The sequence below is a fragment of the Caballeronia sp. LZ035 genome, from assembly GCF_031451175.1.
GTDB lineage: Bacteria > Pseudomonadota > Gammaproteobacteria > Burkholderiales > Burkholderiaceae > Caballeronia.
The window spans coordinates 1,363,659-1,381,200 of the sequence record NZ_JARUXS010000002.1 but is presented as its reverse complement, the minus strand read 5'-3'; the positions used below and the strand labels follow the sequence as shown (position 1 = coordinate 1,381,200).

Below are 17,542 nucleotides of genomic sequence, written 5' to 3'. Positions count from 1 at the left end.
GCGAGTGATTGTGAGCCTCTGAAGCATGTCGCGCCGGGCAAGCATCCTTACCATGGATCTCAGCCCGGCCATGAAAGACGCCGGATCAACGATGCTTGTCTGGAGTTCACCATGCAGAACATCGAGCAGGTCGAGTATCTGTTCCTCGGCGGCGGCAAGGGCGGCAAGTCGCTCGCGACGGAACTGGCCAAGGCGGGAAAGCGCGTTGCCGTGGTCGAGCGTGGCATGATCGGCGGATCGTGCATCAACGTGGCCTGTATTCCGACCAAGGCGCTGATCCGCAGCGCGCGGGTCGCGCACACGGTGAGGCATGCGGGGGCGTTCGGCGTCGACGTGGGTGAGCCGCGTATCGACATGAAGCGCGTCAGCAGCCGCGTAAAGGGCGTGGTGGACGCGCTCGTCGATGTCAATCTCAACAGCTTCATCCAGGCAGGCTTCGACCTGCTTCTGGGTGAAGGCCGGTTTGTCGGGCCGCGCAGGATTCACGTCGATCTCAACGATGGCGGCGTCCGCGTGCTGGAAGGCGAGCATGTGTTCATCAATACCGGCACGCATGCGGCTATTCCCTCCGTGCCCGGACTGCGCGAGGCAGATCCGCTCACGCACGTCGAAGCCATTCGCATCGACGAGATTCCGGCGCATCTGATTGTGATCGGCGGCGGTTATATCGGGCTTGAAATGGCGCAGGCGTTCCTGCGGCTCGGCGCGCGCGTGACAGTCTTGCAGAAGGAATCGCGCGTGGCGATGCGCGAGGACGCCGATGTCAGCGAAGCGATTGCCGCCGCGCTGAAGGAAGACGGTATCGATGTTCGCTTGAATGTCGAGATCGAATCCGTGTCCGGGCGTTCCGGCGATGCGCGCAATCCAGTGCGCGTGAAACTCGCCAATGGCGAGCACGTGGAAGGCACGCACATTCTCGCCGCGACGGGGCGCATTCCGAACACGAAGGATATCGGTCTGGAACTCGCGGGCGTCGAACTCGACCATCGTGGTTTCATCAAGGTGGATGAGCAACTGCGGACCACGGCGTCCAACGTGTATGCAATCGGTGAAGTCGCCGGCACGCCGATGTTCACGCATGCATCGTTCGATGACTATCGCGTACTGAGCGCGCAACTGCGCGGCGAAGCCAGAACGACGCATGGCCGCGAGATTCCATATGCGCTTTTCATCGAGCCAGAGTTGGGCCGCATCGGCTTGAACGAAACGGAAGCGGCCCAGAAAGGCATTGCGGTCCGGATCGCGAAACTGCCGATGGCAGCCGTCCCGCGCGCCCGCACTAACTCGGATACGCGTGGCTTCATGAAGGCGCTGATCGCGGCGGAGTCGGACGAGATTCTCGGCTTCATGATGTTGGGAAGCGAAGCAGGCGAAGTGGTCGCAACCGTGCAGATCGCGATGCTCGGCAAGCTGCCCTATACCATGCTGCGCGACGCGCCGATCGCTCATCCCACCTTGACCGAAGGATTGAACCTGCTGTTCGCCACCGTGCCGGCGCGTATCGCGAAGTAAGGGGTATCGGGCACATTGACGCATTCCCCGCTTATACTGGGCGCGACGGTTTCTTCACCTCAAACGAACGGAGAATCAAACGTGAGAACCAGCCTGGCAAGCGTCGTTGCGTCACTCGTCATTGGTGTCGTCGGGGTATCGGCGGCTCCGCTCTCCTACGGTCAGGACAATGGTTCGGCCGCCACCGGCGCGACCCAGGCCGCGCCGGCCACCAAGGCCGAGAAGAAGGCCGCGAGAAAACAGGCGCGCGCGAAGAAGAACGCCGAACTGAAGAAGCTCGAAGACGCGGGCTACAGCCCCGGACGGGCCAATGACCCGAACTATCCGCAGGATCTTCAGAACGCCCAGAAGAAGGTGAACTCGGGTCAATCGCAATAGAAGCAGAAGTGCACAGGCGGCCGGTTCGCGTCAGGCTTTAGCGCTGCGCGGACTGCGCCGCTTGCGCTCGCGCTGATCCACGCCGATATCCACCGGCGTGAACGGCGCCTGAAACCGGCTGACCAGGAAATCGATGAACGCCCGCGCCCGGGCCGTCTGGTTTCTCTGCCGCGCGTAGTAGACGAAGAGATCGGCGGAAGGCAAAACGGTGTTGGGCAGCACGAGATGCAACCGGCCGCTCTGAAGGTACTTCGCCAGGTCCCACTCGGACCGGATCAGAATGCCGTGGCCGTCCAGCGCCCAGCGCAGCACGATGTCGCCATCATTGCTCGACAGCGCGCCCTTGACCTTGATCGCCTCGATGTGATCGTTCACGATGTAGCGCCACACACCGTACGCATCGTCGTTTTGCCGGTGAATGATGCAGCGATGACTCGCCAGATCTTCAACGCGCTCCGGTCTTCCATGCTTGTCCAGATACTTCGGCGATGCACACAGAAAGCGGCGGTTGCTCATGATGCGCCGCGCGCTCAGACGGCTGTCGGGTAATTCGCCGAAGCGGATCGCCATGTCGAAGGCGCCTTCTATCAGATCCACAGGCCGGTCGGTGACTTCGAACTGAACCTCGACGCTCGGGAATTTCTTCGCGAACTCGGACACGATCGGCGCAATCGCGGTCCGTCCGAAACCCAGCGTGGCGTTGATGCGCAGCAGACCCTGAGGGTCGCGCGTCGCTCCGGCAATTTCTTCTTCCATCTCCCGAATCTGCCCGACGATCTGCAACGCATGCCGCAGATAAGTCTCGCCTTCCGGCGTCAGGCTCACACTGCGCGTGGTCCGGTTCACGAGACGCACGCCCAGCCGCTGCTCGATGACGCTGAGCCGCTTCGTGGCAGCCGGCGGCGACAGATCCAGTGCGCGCGCCGCGCCCGACAGGCTGCGCAGTTTCGCCAGCAGAATGAAGAACTCGAAATCACTCGCGGATTGCGTTTCGGTATTCACTCGATGTGAAGAATGAAATGAACAGAAGTGAATTTTAACAGCCGTTTTCGGGGGTATGCTGGCATCCCGTCGAATGCCGTGGAGCACGCATATGAAAGTCGTAGAGATTCGCGAAAAAACCGTCCCGATCAGTTCGCCCATCCGCAACGCCTACATCGACTTCAGCAAGATGACGCTGAGTCTCGTCGCGGTCATCACGGACGTGATGCGCGACGGCAAGCCGGTCGTGGGCTATGGCTTCAACTCGAATGGCCGCTATGGTCAGGGCAAGCTGATGCGCGAGCGCTTCATTCCGCGCATTCTCGAAGCCGATCCCGCCGCGCTGGTGAACGACGCGGGCGATAACCTCGACCCGCACAAGATCTGGGCGACCATGTTCACCAACGAGAAGCCCGGTGGTCATGGCGAGCGGTCGGTGGCTATCGGCACGATCGACATGGCAGTGTGGGACGCGGTTGCGAAGATCGAAGGCAAGCCCTTGTTCCAGTTGCTCGCGGAGCGCTATGGCAACGGCCTGCCGGATCGCAAGGTGTTCGTGTATGCCGCGGGAGGCTACTACTATCCGGGCCAGGATCATGGGAAGCTGAAGGACGAGATGCGCAGCTATCTCGACCGGGGCTATACGGTCGTGAAGAAGAAGATTGGCGGCGGTTCGCTCGACGAGGATCTGCGGCGTATCGACTCGGTCCTGAGCGTGCTGCAGGACGGGCAAAAACTTGCCGTCGATGCAAACGGCCGCTTCGACCTCGACACGGCCGTGCGGTACGCGAAGGCACTCTCGCAATACGATCTGTTCTGGTACGAGGAAGCCGGCGATCCGCTCGACTTCGAATTGCAGGCCACGCTGCGCAACTACTACGACAAGCCGATGGCAACGGGAGAAAACCTGTTCTCGATGCAGGATGCACGCAACCTGATTCGATACGGCGGCATGCGCGCGGATCGCGACTGGCTGCAATTCGACTGCGCGCTAAGCTATGGACTCGTTGAATATCTGCGCACGCTGGACATGCTGCATCAGCATGGCTGGTCGCGCACGCGCTGCATTCCTCACGGCGGCCACCAGATGTCGCTGAACATTGCCGCGGGCCTGGGCCTGGGCGGCAATGAATCTTATCCGGATCTGTTCCAGCCTTATGGTGGCTTTCCGGATGGCGTGAAGGTAGAGAATGGCTTTGTGACCATGCCGGACTTGCCGGGTATCGGCTTCGAAGGCAAGGCGGATCTCATGGCTGAAATGAAGAAGCTCTCGGCCTGAGAAGGACGTCAGCGACGATCACCGCCCGCAGCTTCAGGCCACGTTGCCTTCGGTCTGGAAGACGCTCAGCGAGCCATAGCGCTCCACCAGCGCGTTGTATTCGTTCGGGTCGTAGAATTGGCAGGTTCCCGACGTGAACGCCTTCGCGGTCGCGATGCAGAACTGCACGGCCTCGGCCAGATCCGCTTCGTGATTGGCGTTGAGCGCCGCGCCGGAAACCGGCGATTCCGCCGTGATGGCGACGCCGACCACCGGCGCGGCCGTCGCGACGCTCGGCTGCATGATGCTGTTGAAGTGGCTGATGCCGTTGTCGTACGGCGTGATGTCCTGGATGGCAAGCGGGAAGGTGAAGGCGTGGCGGCCCGTGGTGGATTCCATGATGTCGACGAGATCGGCGCTCATTTTCAGCAGGTATCCGCTCTTCGCCGTGGGCGAGAGGGCGAAGCCGCGCTGCTTGCTGAGGTAATTCGCCTTCGACGCGTCCACGGAGAGAATGGCGTCCATGTCGGCATCGACTTCATACTGGTTCATGGTCTCGTTCGACACCGGCAGCGCCATCATGGGCGGGGTTTTCGAATTGTCGATGTAGCCTTGCGGACTGATATGGAAGGTGACGATCACATCGCCCGGAAGGTTGTCGCCCCTGGCTTTCATGTCGGCGAGCTTGAGGGCCGCCGCGAGCCCGCTGATGGGACCATCCGCGTCCGAGACCATGCCGATCTGCTGCGGACGCGCGCCCGTGCAGCCGCTGCGGCCGTTGATGCCCAGCGTGCGGGACGCCCCGCCCAGGGTCTTGCCTGTCGTGCCGGGGATCAGCACCTTGACGAAATACGTGGTCCAGCTGGGCTGCGTGCCGGGCTGGTCGTCCGCCACGGCCGTGCTGGTCGCGACGACGCCAAGCGTTTCATAAGAGTTGAACAAGGCAACGGCGTCCGCGCCGGTGACAATCGCACTATCCAGTAAATCGTAAGCCGTCAGAACCTGCGAAAGAGCCATTTGGATATCCTGATTGAAGATGAATTCATTCGGACAAGAAGTGCAAAACCCGTTGCACGTTTTATCCGCGATTCAAATGCGAAGAAGACACACCCATGCTGATGCAAGGGTGAGCATCAAGATAACGCATTGGCCGAAAGGAATTTGTCAATAATGTTGCAGCATGCAATGCGCAGTAGATGCTATCGCACTGCCTGATTTGAGTCCGTCGAGATGCGGCGGCGCTCAGCTTCCTTGAGCACTGCAGCGCTCAGGTTTCGATAGTCGATCATCTCCTGCCGCAAGCCGAGAAACACGTTGAGCAGTCGAATGGCGGACGTCGCGTTGTGCCCGCTCTTGATTAGCTTCTGGACGAGATCGATGTGCCGCCGAATGTGTTCGTTCGCGGTTGCCAGGTGCACGTCGGTGCCTTGCAGGAATGCGTGCTGACTTTCGCGGCCCATGGTTGTCTCCATCGTCGTTGCCTTGAGGATCGAAGCTGCGCGCAAGCGCGAATCCTCATATCAACCCGCATGCGGGAGGGCCTCGCATGGGTCGCAAAAAAGATGCCTGCTGCAAGCGTGCCAGACGGATAGGGCGCTCCAGTCAGAACCTGCTATGTTGAAAGGAAGCGAATGCCTTCCTGGCGGGAGGGATCATGGACATCGCGCTATGGCTGCACAGCCTTGGCATGGAACGTTACGCATCCGCGTTCCGCGAGAATGCCATTGATGCCGACGTGCTGCGCCATCTGACCGCGGATGATCTCAAGGATCTGGGCGTGCTGTCCGTAGGACATCGCCGCAAGCTGCTCGATGCGCTGGCTGAACTGCGCGCCCACGAAAACGGTTCATGCACGAAGCCGGGAGAACGGCGTCAGGTAACGGTGCTGTTCGCAGACCTGTGCGGCTTCACCGAAATGAGCCGCTCGGTGGATGCAGAGGAAGTCGTCGCGGTGCTCGACCGTTATTTCGAGCAGGTGGACCGGATCGTCGAGCAGCATGGCGGTCACGTCGACAAACATATCGGCGATTCGAGCATGGCCGTGTTTGGCGCGCCCGTCTCGCATGGCAACGATGTCGAACGTGCGGTGCGCGCGGCGCTTGCCATCGCGGACGCGATGCCGGCGCTGGACCGCGAGCCCGCTTCGCCGCTGGCGGTGCACATCGGCATTGCGGGTGGCGAAGTCGTGGCGAGCGGGATGGGCAGCGCATACACAGTGACCGGCCAGTCCGTCAACCTTGCCGCGCGTCTCACTGGTGCGGCCGGTCGCGGGGAAATCCTGATCTCGGAAGGTGTGCGGCGCGCAATGGGCGAGCATTTCGATTGCGTTCCGCGCGAGGCGCTGAGCGTGAAGGGCTTCGTGGAGCCGGTCGCGGCGTGGTGCCTTGCGGGCCTGCGGCACGCCGGCCATTCCGTGCGGCCGTTCGTCGGCCGTAGCGACGAGCTGCGGCAGTTTCGCGACATGCTCGCGGCGTGCCGGGCGAGCGGACAAGGGCAGTCGGTCATCCTCAGCGGCGAGGCCGGGCTTGGCAAGACACGCTTGCTGGAAGAGTGGAAACGCGAAGCCGCTGAAACCGGATTCGCCGTTCATGGCGGACTGGTGCTCGACTTCGGCGCCGCCATGGGGCGCGGTGCGTTGCAATCGATCGTGCGCGGTTTGCTCGCACTCGACGAAGCAAGCGATGCGCAGGCCAGCACGTCCGGCGTGACCGAAGGTGAGGACGCGCCGTTCATCAAGGACCTGCTCGACGTGCCGATGACGCTGGAGCAACGCACGGTCTACGAGGCCATGGACAGCGCGATGCGTCTGCGTGGCCGCGCCAGTGCACTGCACCGGCTCGTGCGGCGCGCCGCCCGCGAGCGTCCACGGCTGATCTTCGTCGAAGACGTTCACTGGTCGGATGCGTCGACGCGACGCGATCTCGCTGGGCTGTCGGAGGCCGTGTGCTCGTGTCCGGTCATGCTGGCGATGACGATGCGACCCGCACACGAACTATCCTGGCCCGAAGCGTTCAGCGCGCGCGTGTTGCAGATGGATCTCGCGCCGCTCAGCGCGGACGAAGCCGAGCGGATGGCGCGCTCGTTCCCGGCGGCGTCGAAGGATGTCGCGGAGCGCTGCATGGCGCGGGCGGCGGGCAATCCGCTGTTTCTGGAACAACTGCTCGGCAACGCGCAGGATGACGACACCACCGGCGTTCCCGGAACGGTGCGAAGTCTCGTGCAGGCGCGCCTTGACCGGCTCGATCCCGCCGACAGGACCGCATTGCAGGCGGCGTCGGTGCTGGGCCAACTCGTCGAGCGCGACGTGCTGGACCATCTCGTCGATGGCGCATCGGCCGCGCTGGAACCGCTCGCCGCGTGTCTTCTGCTGCGCCGTGAAGGCACGGGCTACCTCTTCCATCACGCGCTGATTCGCGATGCCGTCTATGACGGCCTGCTGAAGAGCCGGCGCCGCGAGTGGCATCGCCGGGCGGCAGCGTGGTACGGCGAGCATGACCTGATCCTGCGGGCCGAGCATCTCGATCGCGCGGCGGACAGCGAGGCGCCGCGCGCGTATTGCGACGCGGCGCGCGCACAGGCGGCCGCGTACCGCTATGAACTGGCGTTGCGGCTCGTCGAACGTGGCTTGCAGCAGGCGCACGCCCCGGCCGACCGCGTGGCGCTCGCCTGTTTGCGCGGTTCGGTCTTGCATGATGCCGGCGACATGACGTCGGCGCTGTCCTCGTTCGAAGCCGCGCTCGCCGACGCCACAACGGACGCGGAGCGCTGCCAGGCCTTGATCGGACGCGCCACCGTGAAGCGGGTCATCGACGATCTCGAAGGCGCCTGGGCCGACCTGGACGCCGCCGCCCTCGTCGCGGATGCGCAAGGCTTGCTGCCGCAGGCCGCGCGCATTCATTTCCTGCGGGGCAACCTGTGTTTCCCGCGCGGCGACAGCGACGGCTGCGTGCGTGAACACGGCCAGAGTCTCGCGCTCGCCCGTGCCGCCGCCGACCCCGAACAGGAAGCGGCCGCATTGGGCGGGCTCGGCGACGGCGAATACCTGCGCGGCCGCCTGATCAGCGCGCACGACGCCTTCAGCCGCTGCGTCGAACTGTGCGAGCGCCACGGATTCGGCCGGATCGAAGTCGCGAACCGTCCGATGCGCGCCATCACCGCCTGGTTCACCGGCGACGCGCGCGGCGGACTCGATGCCGCGCTGGCCAGCGTCGTCGCGGCGGAGAAGGTGGGGCATCTGCGAGCGCTTGCCGTCGCGCATCACGCGGCCTGGCACTGCCTGCACGATCTCGCGGAATGGGCGCGCGCATGGGAGCATGTCGACCCCGCGTTGCACTGCGCGCGTGAGCTCAAGTCGAAGCGTTTCGAAGGCGAGGCGCTCGCGCTGCGCGCCGAGTTGCAGCGCGTGGCGGGAAACCGAAATGAGGCGCTGGAGAATATCGAGGCGGCGCTCGCGTTCAGCCGGGAAACCGGCATGGCCTATCTCGGCGCAAGTTATCTCGGCACGCTTGCCCGCACCACCGCCGACACCGGCATACTCGATCAGGCGCTTGCCGAAGGCGAGGCCGTGCTCGCGGCCGGCGCCGTCAGTCACAATCACTTCCTGTTCCGGCGCGACGCCATCGACGCGTGCATCGATCATCGTCGCTGGGACGCCGCCCTGCATCACGCCGACGCGCTTGAAGCCTATGCTTGCCGTGAGCCGTCGCGCTTCTCGGCGTTCTTCGTGGCGCGGGCGCGTGCGCTCGCGGCGGTTGGCAAGGGCGCGCGCGGGCAGGCTGTGCTGAACGAACTCGAACGTCTTGACGTCGAAGCTAAAGAACTGGGCTTTCTGCATGCGCAACGGGACATCGCTGGTGCGCGTGTGGAGGTTGAACAAGGACGCTGAACATGAAAATGGACTGGAAGGCCCGCGTCAAACTGTTCGCGCAACGGTTCTGGCAGCCGACGAGCGCCTGCATGACCTGCATGCCGGGCAGCTGGCAGTTCATCACGAGCAGCGCGCACTGGGCGAACGCGCTGCGCACCGGACTGTTCACCGGAATCCTCGCGATCCTCCTGACCTTCACGCCGGCTGCAAGGCTCTTTGAGAACCGCTTCGGCAATGCCGCGCTCGTCGGTTTGCTCACGGCAATCGGCGATATCTATGCGCACACGAGCCACTATCGTCTGCCCTTCGTCGAGCACATGATCACGGGCGTCGCTTCGGGCGTGCTGACGCTGCTTGGCTCCTATGTCTTCGAAGACCGCGCGCGCCGCGTTCGCGCGCTCTGGGCGCGCGTCTTCGCGTAGCGGTTGCGTCTACCAGCGCAATAGCCGCGGCCCCAGCCACGCGCCGATCAAGGCCGGCAGCAGCATGCCGGCCGCGTACCACACGCTCCAGAACGCCGGGCTCATCTCCGGGCAATGCAGGCAATACACGACGGTTGCCGTCGCGCTGGCCAGCAAGCCGGCGACAGCGCCCGCCACGCGCAACCGGGTAGGCGCGAGCGAGCGCATGGCCCACATCGCGGCGGGGAAGGTCGGCACGGACAGCAGCAGGATATTGAAAGGGCAAGTGCGCCACGTGTGACCGAAGACGACCGCCGCGCGCGCGGCAGGCGCGGCGTGCTCGAAGACCATCCAGCCGGCGCCCCACACGGCGACGAAGGGCAGCGCGACGAGCGCCCAGGCCAGACCGGCACGCACGCCCGGACGGCCGATGCGCATCAGCGTGAGCAGCGCGCCGATGCCCACTGCCAGCGGAAATGCCAGCTTCGCCCAGAAGATGCCGGAGCGGGCCACTTCGCCGAGGTCGTGACGCAGGCCGAACACGAGACTCAACAGGATCAGCGAGCCCAGCGCGCCGACCAGCAGCGCCTGCACGAAGCGGCGCGCGACAGCCGCGCGATCCACGCGTGTCTCTTGATTGGAGAGAAGGGAGATGAGGTCGTCGGTATTCATCGCAGTCCCCGGATTTTAGCCGCGAGCGCCTTCAGGCCGCGATGCACGCCCACCTTCACCGCCGATTCCGACAGCCCCGTGATGCGCGCCGTCTCCGTGACCGACAAGCCTTCGAGCTTCATATGTACGATCGGCAGGCGCTGCTTGTCCGGCAGATGGTCGAGCAGCTTGCCAATGTCATGACGCGCGCGGGCGGGTTCGTCGTCGGTGGCGGCGAGCAGTTCCTCGTGATCGTCGAGCGGCACGTTCAGCGCCTCGCGGCGCGCGTGGGCGCGGAAGAAATCCATCAGCTTGTAGCGCGCGATGGCATGCAGCCAGGCGGTCAACGGTTCGTCCGGGCGATAGGTATGCCGCGCGTTGTGCACCGCGAGCAGGATTTCCTGCACGAGGTCTTCCACGTCATCGGGACGATGCGGCAAGCGCTTGCGCAGATAGCCGCGCAAATGCCGCGTGAGCAGTTGCAGGAAATCGCGATAAGCGGCCTGGTCGCCTTCGAGCCCGCCGGTGAGCAATGCTTTCAGACGGATTTCGGCATCGTGCGCCATGGAGCCTGTTGAACGGAAGGTGCTGGACGAGTATCCAGGCGGCGCTTCGCCGCGTTTTGGATCGAGCGTTTCAGAATAGCCGATGGCATGGTGCGCCGCAATGGCGTTGTTCCGAATCATGTCCGGGTTCTCCTCCCCCTTTCCTTCCTGTCAGTTCGTCAGCGGCTTGCTGGACGTTACACACGGCGCTGTAACTTTTTTCGCGTGCCGTACGAACTCACGATCTGAAGCGGCTGATTCGACCTTCGCCGTAACCAGCGAGGCACGGGCGGCGAACTAACCCACATCGGACGTCATGTCCGGGTTCTTGTTCTTCCTGTCAGTTCGTCGGCGGCTTGCTGGACGTTACACACGGCGCTGTAACTTTTTTCGCGTGCCGTACGAACTGACGATCTGAAGCGGCTGATTCGCCTCGCGCTGTAACCAGCGCAGCCCGGGCGGCGAACTAACCGGCATCGAACCAACGGGAGGAGGACCGGCATGAACACCCTGCACGCGCCACCAAGCGAATTACGGCGGCATGGAACACCGGTTCACCCGGTCTGGCTGCGCATCACGCATTGGCTGAATGCGTTCGCCGCGCTGATCATGATGTTCTCGGGCTGGCGCATCTACGACGCGTCGCCGGTGTTCGAACGCATCGTCATCCCGCCGTCGATCACGCTCGGCGGCTGGCTGGGCGGCGCGTTGCAATGGCACTTCGCGGCCATGTGGCTGCTGGTCTTCAACGGCATCGTCTATCTCGCGCTCAATCTCGCGAGCGGTCGCTTCGTGTCGAAGTTCTTTCCGCTGTCGCCGCGCGCGGTGTTGCGCGACCTGGGTGCGGCGTTGAGCGGCAAGCTTTCGCATGCCGACCCGCGCCGCTACAACGCGGTGCAGAAGCTTGCTTACCTCGTCGTCATCGCCGACCTGATCGTGCTCGTGCTCTCGGGACTGGCCATCTGGAAGTCGGTGCAGTTGCCGGTGCTGCGCGAACTGATGGGCGGCTATGACCGCGCGCGCGTCGTGCATTTCTGCGGGATGGCGGTCATGGCGGCGTTCGTCGTCGTACACGTGGCGATGGTCGCGCTCGTGCCGCGCTCGCTGCTCACGATGCTGCGCGGTCATGAATGAGCGACGGGAACCGATCATGACAAACGACCCGAAGCGCATCGTCCAGGTGGACCGTGCAGCCGTGCTGGCGGATGCCCGTCGCGAGCTGGACATGCCGTCGCGCCGTCTGTTCGGCAAGCGCATGCTGACGCTCGGCGGCCTGTCGCTGCTGACCGGATGCTCGATCACCGACAACGATTCCGTGAACACCTTCCTTAAAGCGGTCTCGCGTCTCAACGATCGCGCGCAGGCATTGCTGTTCGATCCGCAGCGTCTGGCGCCCACGTACACCGAGGCGCAACTCACGCGTCCGTTTCCGTTCAACGCGTTCTATGGCATCGACGATGTCCCCGCCGTGAATGGCGACGACTATCGGCTGAAGGTGGGTGGGCTCGTTACCGGGCAGCGCGTCTGGACCTTGCCGCAGCTCCATGCACTGCCGCACGCGGAGCAGATCACGCGGCATGTCTGTGTGGAAGGCTGGAGCGCGATCGGACGCTGGGGCGGAACGCCGTTCTCCGAGTTCCTGCGCCGCGTGGGCGCGGACACGAGTGCGAAGTACGTCGGCTTCCGCTGCGCCGACGATTACTACGAAAGCATCGACATGCCGACAGCGCTGCATCCGCAGACGCTCCTGACCTTCGAATACGACGGCGAGCGTCTGCCCGCGAAGTACGGCTATCCGATGAAGCTGCGCATGCCGACCAAGCTCGGCTACAAGAATCCCAAGCATATCGTCGAGATATTCGTGACGAACACGTACCCGGGCGGTTACTGGGTCGATCAGGGATACAACTGGTTCGGCGGCTCGTGAGCCCCGCGCCATTCACCGGTTCCGGATGGTCCGGATGCCATGTTTGACTGACCAAGGAGAAGCAGGATGAAACGATTGATGACGGTAGTGATCGCAGCGGCCATGGCCATCGGCACGAGCGCCGCGTTCGCGCAGACGAACGATGCGATGTCCAAGGATTCCATGTCCAAGGATTCCATGTCGAAGGACTCGATGTCGAAGGACTCGATGTCCAAGGACGGCATGAAGAAGGACAGCATGTCGCACGACTCGATGGGCAAGGGCGGCAAGATGAAGAAGCACGACGCAATGGGCATGGCTCATCCGGCATCGGGCGCGATGTCCCAGTAACGCGGACGCGGCGAAACACGGGGATCGGGCGCGCTCCGATCCTCGACCACCCTTTGCACGATGCGATCCCGGCTGGGTATGATCCCCGAATCCCTTACGGACAAGGATCGCCGATGGCATCGAACAGCACACCCAAGCCTGCGCTTCCGGACAAGCACGATCTGGAAGCGATGTCGATTTTCCGCTACGAGTTGCGCAAGTTCCTCCGGGTCTCCGAGGAAATATCGAACGCGGCGGGCATCACGACACTTCAATATCAACTGCTTTTGCACGTGCGCGGTTTTCCCGAGCGGCAATGGGCCACGGTCGGCGAACTGGCGGAGCGGCTGCAAGCGGCGCCGAACGGCACGGCCGCACTGGTCTCGCGTTGCGAGGAAGCAGGCCTCGTGACCCGCAAGGCCGACAAGACAGACCGACGCCAGGTTCAGGTGCATCTGACGGCCAAGGGCGCACGCTGTCTGCTCAGGCTCGCGGCCGAACACAAGGCGCATTACGGCTCGTTTTCCTGGGTGTTCGCGGCGCAGCCGACATCAAGCTGATGGCTCTTTTGAAAGGCTGAGGCCGAAGACCGTTTCGATTTATGTCACAATGTGCCTTAAATCATCTTCTTCGTTTCCCGATGCGCTTCCCTGGATTCATCGACCGACGCACGATGCTGCGCGGCAGGCGGCTGTGGCTGCATTACGGCGTGTTCTGGCTGGGCGCGGTCGCGACCGGACTCATCGCGGTCTTGTACGCACGGCTGATCGACTTCGGTTACGACGCCTTCCTGCGCATGATCGCCGCTCACTGGTGGCTGCCGCTGCTGCTGACGCCCGCCATCTCGGCTTTGGCTGTCTGGCTGACGCGGCGCTTCTTTCCGGGGTCCGAGGGCAGCGGCATTCCGCAAGTCATCGCGATGCTGCACGACGGACGCGAACTCGGCCCGCGACTGCTCACGCTGCGCATCCTCGTCGGCAAGATCGCCATTTCGTTTCTGTCGATTCTCGGCGGCTTCACCATCGGCCGCGAAGGTCCGACCATTCATGTGGGCGCGGCCCTGATGTTCAGCCTGCGCCGTTTCTATCCGGCGCGTCTGCGCAGCATGCGCGGGGGTGCGCTGGAACGCAATCTCGCGCTGGCGGGCGCGGCGGCCGGCCTCTCCGCCGCCTTCAATGCGCCGCTCGCCGGCGTGGTGTTCGCCATCGAGGAACTCACCCGCAGTTTCGAGCAGCGCACGAGCGGCGTGCTCATTACAGCCATCATTTTTGCGGGTGTCGTTTCGCTTGCACTGCAAGGCAACTATACGTATTTCGGCACTATCGACCTGAGCGGGCAGTTTCCCAATTCGCTCGCGCTGGCCGTGGTGCTGCTCGGCGCACTGACGGGTGTCGCGGGCGGCATCTTCTGCTGGCTGCTGCTCAACACGCACCGCTGGATGCCGGCGTCAGTCGTGGATTTTCGCCAGTCGCATCCGGTGGCGTTCGGCGCGGCATGCGGACTGTTTATCGCCGTGATCGGCGTGGCCGCGGGCGGCCATACCTTCGGCAGCGGCTATGCGGAAGCGCGCGGCATGCTCGAAGGCAACTCGCAGCTTGGCGTGAGTTATCCGCTGCTCAAGATGGCGTCGATGGTCGGTTCCTATCTTCCCGGCGCGCCCGGCGGTTTGTTCGCGCCGTCGCTTGCGATTGGCGCGGGCATCGGCAACGCGCTGCATCTCGTGTTCGGCCACATGCAATTGCCGATGCTCATCGCACTGGGCATGGTCGGCTACCTTGCGGCCGTCACGCAGAGCCCGATCACGGCGTTCGTGATCGTCATCGAGATGATCAATGGGCATGCGCTCGTGTTGTCCTTGATGGCAACCGCGCTCATTTCCAGTCAGGTTTCGAAGCTGTTTGCACCGGCCTTGTATGAGGCGCTCGCCCAGAAATACATGAGCAAGCCAGACCGCGGCACGGTCATTGCTGAACCATGATCGAGCGGGCGATGACCGCCTGCGCTCAAAACCCATTCAGGTCAGGAGGGACGGATCATGAAGAAGGCAAATGGAATGCTCATCGCGGCCGTCGCCGCACTTACGCTGTCGGGCGCTGCGCTTGCACAGTCCAGCGGAGGCGCTGGCGGCGGTACGTCAGGCAGCACGGCCAGCCCCGCCAATCAGGTGAATCGCGCCAATAACACCGGCGGCTATGGCACGCCGGGCATGACCAACTCGGGTAGCGGCATGGGCACGCGCTCGCCGAACTCGGGTCTGCCGAGCGCGACCAACAGCAATTCGGCCGCCACCACCGCTGCGCCGACGAGCAATAACACGCTCGCCACACCGAGCGTGAAGTCGCCTGCTGCGCAATAAGCTTGATGCAGGTTGAAGTCTGAAGCGGGTCGCGCCACGTCGCGACCCGCTTCGTGTCGTTGCGGCCCCGCAATGGCTCCCATGTCGACGTCCCGATTGGTTCTCCCCAACGCGCCATGCGCGTGCCTATACTGCACGCTCCCATCCGCGAGGACTTGTCGACATGAGCAGCTCACTCACCATCCGCTATGCCGTTCCCGAAGACTACGACGCGTGGTTGCCGCTCTGGGACGGCTACAACGCGTTCTACGGACGTTCAGGCGAGACGGCGCTAGCGCAGTCGGTCACCGACATCACGTGGGGCCGCTTCTTCGACGGCTATGAACCCATGCATGCGATGGTCGCGGAGAGCGAAGGCAAGCTCGTCGGACTGGTTCACTTCCTGTACCACCGTCATACGACGATGGCGGGCCCCATCTGCTACTTGCAGGATCTGTTCACGCTGAGTTCGGTGCGCGGCAAGGGCATCGGCCGTGCGCTGATCGAAGCGGTCTATGTCGAGGCGAAGAAGGCCAATGCCGAACGCGTCTACTGGCAGACCCACGAAACCAACGAAACCGCCATGAAGCTCTACGATCAGGTGGCGACGAAGTCGGGCTTCCTCGTGTATCGCAAGGCGCTCTGAAGCGGCGTTCAGGCGGTATCGCGTGCGGTAGCTGCAAGCACGACGCCGTGACGATCGCGCGCCATTTCGCGCGTCGTATCGATTTCGGTCTGCATGCGGTCCGCATTCCATCCCAGCGTCTTCGCGGCGATCTCCGCAACTTCCAGCAACAAGGCATGCGTCAGTTGTCCCGAGATGGCGAGCGTCGTGCGGCGAAAGAGCAGGTCGGAGAGGTGCGTCACCATATCGTGGCTGCATAGATACGCAATCTCTCGCGCCGTAAAGCTCGGTTCGCTGGCAAGCGGCGTATCCGGCGCTTGCGCGCAGTACGCAGCGACACGACTCGCCGTCGTGCCATAGCGCGTCAACAGCGACTCGGCCCGCGCCGCCGACACGCCATACCGCTGCACAGCTTCATCGATCCATCCTGCACGCGCCTTTGTATCGCGCGGAAAGCCGTGTCCGCCGCCTATCGCCTCATGCCGCGTGCCCGTCTTGCGCGCGCGTCCGAGTTGGGTCAGCACGGCATCGGCGGCGGTTTCCGCGAAGCCGCGAAACGTCGTCCACTTGCCGCCCACCAGCGAGAGCACCGGCGTCTGCGCGTCGGGAAGGCGGTCGGCATGCATCACATGGTCGCGGCTGACGTCGCCAGGATTCGCGGCATCGGAGAAGGGTAGCGGACGCACGCCGCTATACCGGAAGCGAATGTCCGACTCCTTCAGCACCACGCCCGGAAACACCTCGCGCAAGACAGTCAACATGTAGGCGACTTCGTCGTCGTCGCAGCGGACGCTGTCGGGGTCGCTCACGCGGATATCAGTCGAGCCGATCAACAGCTTGCCCATGAACGGATAAACCAGCGAGATGCGCCCGTCGTCCGATCCGTAGTACACCATGCGTCCCTGCAACTGCTTGTAAAGCTCAGCATGTTCGACGACCAGATGCGAGCCCTTCGCGCCGCCGATGTATTTCCGCTCGATGCCAAGCGCCGCATTGACGCTGTCGATCCACGCGCCGCCCGCGTTGACGATCACAGCCGGCTCAACCGCGATAAGCGCACGCGTGTCGAGATCGCGCAGCCAGACGATGCCGCCTTCCGCACGATCCACGCTCATATAGTTCGCCGCCGCCGAGCCTTCGCAGGCCGCGAGCCCATCGGCGACGAGTTCGAAGTTCAGGCGCTCGGCATGCGTGACCTGAGCGTCGTAGTACGTGGCCGTCGCTTTGATGGTCGGATCGAGCAAGGGCAGCGAGGCGAGCGAACGCGCTCGCAACGCGAAATGATGACGCGGCATGGTGCGATCGTGCCGCCCGAGAAAGTCGTACAGCGCGAGACCGATCTTCGAGATGATCGCGCCGCGTTCGGTGAGCTTGGCCTTCATGCCGAAGAAGCGTCGTGCCGAAGCGATCAATCCGCCGGAGTACGAGTGGATGGGCAGGACCGTCTGCAGGGGCAACACGAAATGCGGCGCGTTCTTCAACAACAGATTGCGTTCCAGCGTGGATTCAGCGACGAGACGGAACTCGCCGGTTTCCAGATACTTCACGCCGCCGTGAATCAGCCGCGACGGCGCGCTGCTTGCGCCTGCGGCGAAATCGGTCTTGTCGATCAACAGGCAATCCACGCCCTGCAAGGACAGATCGCGGAACAGCCCGGCACCATTGATCCCGCCGCCGATGATCAACACGCTGATCTTCGGGCTCTGTCTGAGCCGGTCGAGAAAGAAGTCGCGGCTTCGTTCAGTCATCGATT

18 protein-coding genes are annotated in these 17,542 nt (G+C 63.6%); 12 read left to right on the top strand and 6 right to left on the bottom strand.

The window, feature by feature from the left end; genetic code table 11:
* Window positions 1–111 precede the first annotated feature (111 nt).
* On the top strand, window positions 112–1,512 hold the full coding sequence (locus tag QCE88_RS21930; protein WP_309906054.1) for an FAD-dependent oxidoreductase: 1,401 nt from the start codon (window positions 112–114) through the stop codon (window positions 1,510–1,512).
* Between the two features lie 81 nt (window positions 1,513–1,593).
* Complete coding sequence (locus tag QCE88_RS21925) at window positions 1,594–1,890, top strand: DUF4148 domain-containing protein (RefSeq protein WP_309906052.1); 297 nt, start codon at window positions 1,594–1,596, stop codon at window positions 1,888–1,890.
* Window positions 1,891–1,920: 30 nt separating this feature from the next.
* On the opposite strand, the gene QCE88_RS21920 is transcribed toward QCE88_RS21925, so the two are convergent.
* Window positions 1,921–2,892 carry a LysR family transcriptional regulator gene (locus QCE88_RS21920; protein ID WP_309906050.1) on the bottom strand — a complete coding sequence of 324 codons (972 nt, stop codon included), beginning with the start codon at window positions 2,890–2,892 and terminating at the stop codon, window positions 1,921–1,923.
* A 91-nt stretch (window positions 2,893–2,983) separates the two neighbouring features.
* Between QCE88_RS21920 and QCE88_RS21915 the strand changes: the two genes are divergently transcribed.
* Window positions 2,984–4,150 carry a mandelate racemase/muconate lactonizing enzyme family protein gene (locus QCE88_RS21915; RefSeq protein ID WP_309906048.1) on the top strand — a complete coding sequence of 389 codons (1,167 nt, stop codon included), beginning with the start codon at window positions 2,984–2,986 and terminating at the stop codon, window positions 4,148–4,150.
* 33 nt (window positions 4,151–4,183) lie between these two features.
* On the opposite strand, the gene QCE88_RS21910 is transcribed toward QCE88_RS21915, so the two are convergent.
* Together QCE88_RS21910 and QCE88_RS21905 are read right to left on the bottom strand one after the other, a co-directional pair.
* Complete coding sequence (locus QCE88_RS21910; protein WP_309906046.1) at window positions 4,184–5,146, bottom strand: DUF1177 domain-containing protein; 963 nt, start codon at window positions 5,144–5,146, stop codon at window positions 4,184–4,186.
* Window positions 5,147–5,328: 182 nt separating this feature from the next.
* Window positions 5,329–5,634, bottom strand: a complete 306-nt coding sequence (locus tag QCE88_RS21905) for a hypothetical protein (protein ID WP_309906044.1) — start codon at window positions 5,632–5,634, stop codon at window positions 5,329–5,331.
* 149 nt (window positions 5,635–5,783) lie between these two features.
* Between QCE88_RS21905 and QCE88_RS21900 the strand changes: the two genes are divergently transcribed.
* Together QCE88_RS21900 and QCE88_RS21895 are read left to right on the top strand one after the other, a co-directional pair.
* On the top strand, window positions 5,784–9,014 hold the full coding sequence (locus tag QCE88_RS21900) for an adenylate/guanylate cyclase domain-containing protein (protein WP_309906042.1): 3,231 nt from the start codon (window positions 5,784–5,786) through the stop codon (window positions 9,012–9,014).
* 2 nt (window positions 9,015–9,016) lie between these two features.
* Entirely contained in the window at window positions 9,017–9,418 is a 402-nt protein-coding gene (locus tag QCE88_RS21895; RefSeq protein ID WP_309906040.1) for a hypothetical protein, read from the top strand.
* A gap of 9 nt (window positions 9,419–9,427) precedes the next feature.
* On the opposite strand, the gene QCE88_RS21890 is transcribed toward QCE88_RS21895, so the two are convergent.
* Window positions 9,428–10,069 carry a DUF1109 domain-containing protein gene (locus QCE88_RS21890; protein ID WP_309906038.1) on the bottom strand — a complete coding sequence of 214 codons (642 nt, stop codon included), beginning with the start codon at window positions 10,067–10,069 and terminating at the stop codon, window positions 9,428–9,430.
* Window positions 10,066–10,614 carry a sigma-70 family RNA polymerase sigma factor gene (locus tag QCE88_RS21885; RefSeq protein ID WP_309906558.1) on the bottom strand — a complete coding sequence of 183 codons (549 nt, stop codon included), beginning with the start codon at window positions 10,612–10,614 and terminating at the stop codon, window positions 10,066–10,068. Before QCE88_RS21885 ends, QCE88_RS21890 begins: the two co-directional genes overlap by 4 nt.
* A gap of 480 nt (window positions 10,615–11,094) precedes the next feature.
* Here QCE88_RS21885 and QCE88_RS21880 point away from each other — a divergent pair, with 480 nt between their 5' ends.
* The 7 genes from QCE88_RS21880 (at window position 11,095) to QCE88_RS21850 (ending at window position 15,810) form a co-directional block, all read left to right on the top strand.
* Window positions 11,095–11,727, top strand: a complete 633-nt coding sequence (locus tag QCE88_RS21880; RefSeq protein ID WP_309906037.1) for a cytochrome b/b6 domain-containing protein — start codon at window positions 11,095–11,097, stop codon at window positions 11,725–11,727.
* Window positions 11,728–11,743: 16 nt separating this feature from the next.
* Window positions 11,744–12,520, top strand: coding sequence for a molybdopterin-dependent oxidoreductase (locus QCE88_RS21875; protein WP_309906035.1), 777 nt, complete (start codon window positions 11,744–11,746; stop codon window positions 12,518–12,520).
* 66 nt (window positions 12,521–12,586) lie between these two features.
* Complete coding sequence (locus tag QCE88_RS21870; RefSeq protein ID WP_309906033.1) at window positions 12,587–12,850, top strand: pentapeptide MXKDX repeat protein; 264 nt, start codon at window positions 12,587–12,589, stop codon at window positions 12,848–12,850.
* A 113-nt stretch (window positions 12,851–12,963) separates the two neighbouring features.
* Window positions 12,964–13,389, top strand: a complete 426-nt coding sequence (locus tag QCE88_RS21865; RefSeq protein WP_309906032.1) for a MarR family winged helix-turn-helix transcriptional regulator — start codon at window positions 12,964–12,966, stop codon at window positions 13,387–13,389.
* 80 nt (window positions 13,390–13,469) lie between these two features.
* Window positions 13,470–14,807 (top strand): chloride channel protein, encoded by a 1,338-nt coding sequence (locus QCE88_RS21860; RefSeq protein ID WP_309906030.1) that lies wholly within the window; start codon window positions 13,470–13,472, stop codon window positions 14,805–14,807.
* 57 nt (window positions 14,808–14,864) lie between these two features.
* Window positions 14,865–15,185 (top strand): hypothetical protein, encoded by a 321-nt coding sequence (locus QCE88_RS21855; RefSeq protein ID WP_309906028.1) that lies wholly within the window; start codon window positions 14,865–14,867, stop codon window positions 15,183–15,185.
* A 163-nt stretch (window positions 15,186–15,348) separates the two neighbouring features.
* Window positions 15,349–15,810: a GNAT family N-acetyltransferase gene (locus QCE88_RS21850; RefSeq protein ID WP_309906026.1), complete on the top strand. Its 462-nt coding sequence runs from the start codon at window positions 15,349–15,351 to the stop codon at window positions 15,808–15,810.
* 8 nt (window positions 15,811–15,818) lie between these two features.
* Here the strand turns inward: QCE88_RS21850 and QCE88_RS21845 are convergent, their stop codons facing one another.
* Complete coding sequence (locus QCE88_RS21845; protein ID WP_309906024.1) at window positions 15,819–17,537, bottom strand: glycerol-3-phosphate dehydrogenase/oxidase; 1,719 nt, start codon at window positions 17,535–17,537, stop codon at window positions 15,819–15,821.
* Between the last annotated feature and the right edge of the window lie 5 nt (window positions 17,538–17,542).

Excerpts from the sequence above, each read along its gene's own strand:
- QCE88_RS21930 (WP_309906054.1), top strand. The coding sequence starts at position 112 with ATGCAGAACATCGAGCAGGTCGAGTATCTGTTCCTCGGCGGCGGCAAG.
- QCE88_RS21910 (WP_309906046.1), bottom strand. The coding sequence starts at position 5,146 with ATGGCTCTTTCGCAGGTTCTGACGGCTTACGATTTACTGGATAGTGCG.
- QCE88_RS21865 (WP_309906032.1), top strand. The coding sequence starts at position 12,964 with ATGGCATCGAACAGCACACCCAAGCCTGCGCTTCCGGACAAGCACGAT.
- QCE88_RS21890 (WP_309906038.1), bottom strand. The coding sequence starts at position 10,069 with ATGAATACCGACGACCTCATCTCCCTTCTCTCCAATCAAGAGACACGC.
- QCE88_RS21845 (WP_309906024.1), bottom strand. The coding sequence starts at position 17,537 with ATGACTGAACGAAGCCGCGACTTCTTTCTCGACCGGCTCAGACAGAGC.
- QCE88_RS21895 (WP_309906040.1), top strand. The coding sequence starts at position 9,017 with ATGAAAATGGACTGGAAGGCCCGCGTCAAACTGTTCGCGCAACGGTTC.
- QCE88_RS21915 (WP_309906048.1), top strand. The coding sequence starts at position 2,984 with ATGAAAGTCGTAGAGATTCGCGAAAAAACCGTCCCGATCAGTTCGCCC.
- QCE88_RS21850 (WP_309906026.1), top strand. The coding sequence starts at position 15,349 with ATGAGCAGCTCACTCACCATCCGCTATGCCGTTCCCGAAGACTACGAC.
- QCE88_RS21885 (WP_309906558.1), bottom strand. The coding sequence starts at position 10,614 with ATGGCGCACGATGCCGAAATCCGTCTGAAAGCATTGCTCACCGGCGGG.
- QCE88_RS21875 (WP_309906035.1), top strand. The coding sequence starts at position 11,744 with ATGACAAACGACCCGAAGCGCATCGTCCAGGTGGACCGTGCAGCCGTG.
- QCE88_RS21855 (WP_309906028.1), top strand. The coding sequence starts at position 14,865 with ATGAAGAAGGCAAATGGAATGCTCATCGCGGCCGTCGCCGCACTTACG.
- QCE88_RS21900 (WP_309906042.1), top strand. The coding sequence starts at position 5,784 with ATGGACATCGCGCTATGGCTGCACAGCCTTGGCATGGAACGTTACGCA.
- QCE88_RS21860 (WP_309906030.1), top strand. The coding sequence starts at position 13,470 with ATGCGCTTCCCTGGATTCATCGACCGACGCACGATGCTGCGCGGCAGG.
- QCE88_RS21870 (WP_309906033.1), top strand. The coding sequence starts at position 12,587 with ATGAAACGATTGATGACGGTAGTGATCGCAGCGGCCATGGCCATCGGC.
- QCE88_RS21880 (WP_309906037.1), top strand. The coding sequence starts at position 11,095 with ATGAACACCCTGCACGCGCCACCAAGCGAATTACGGCGGCATGGAACA.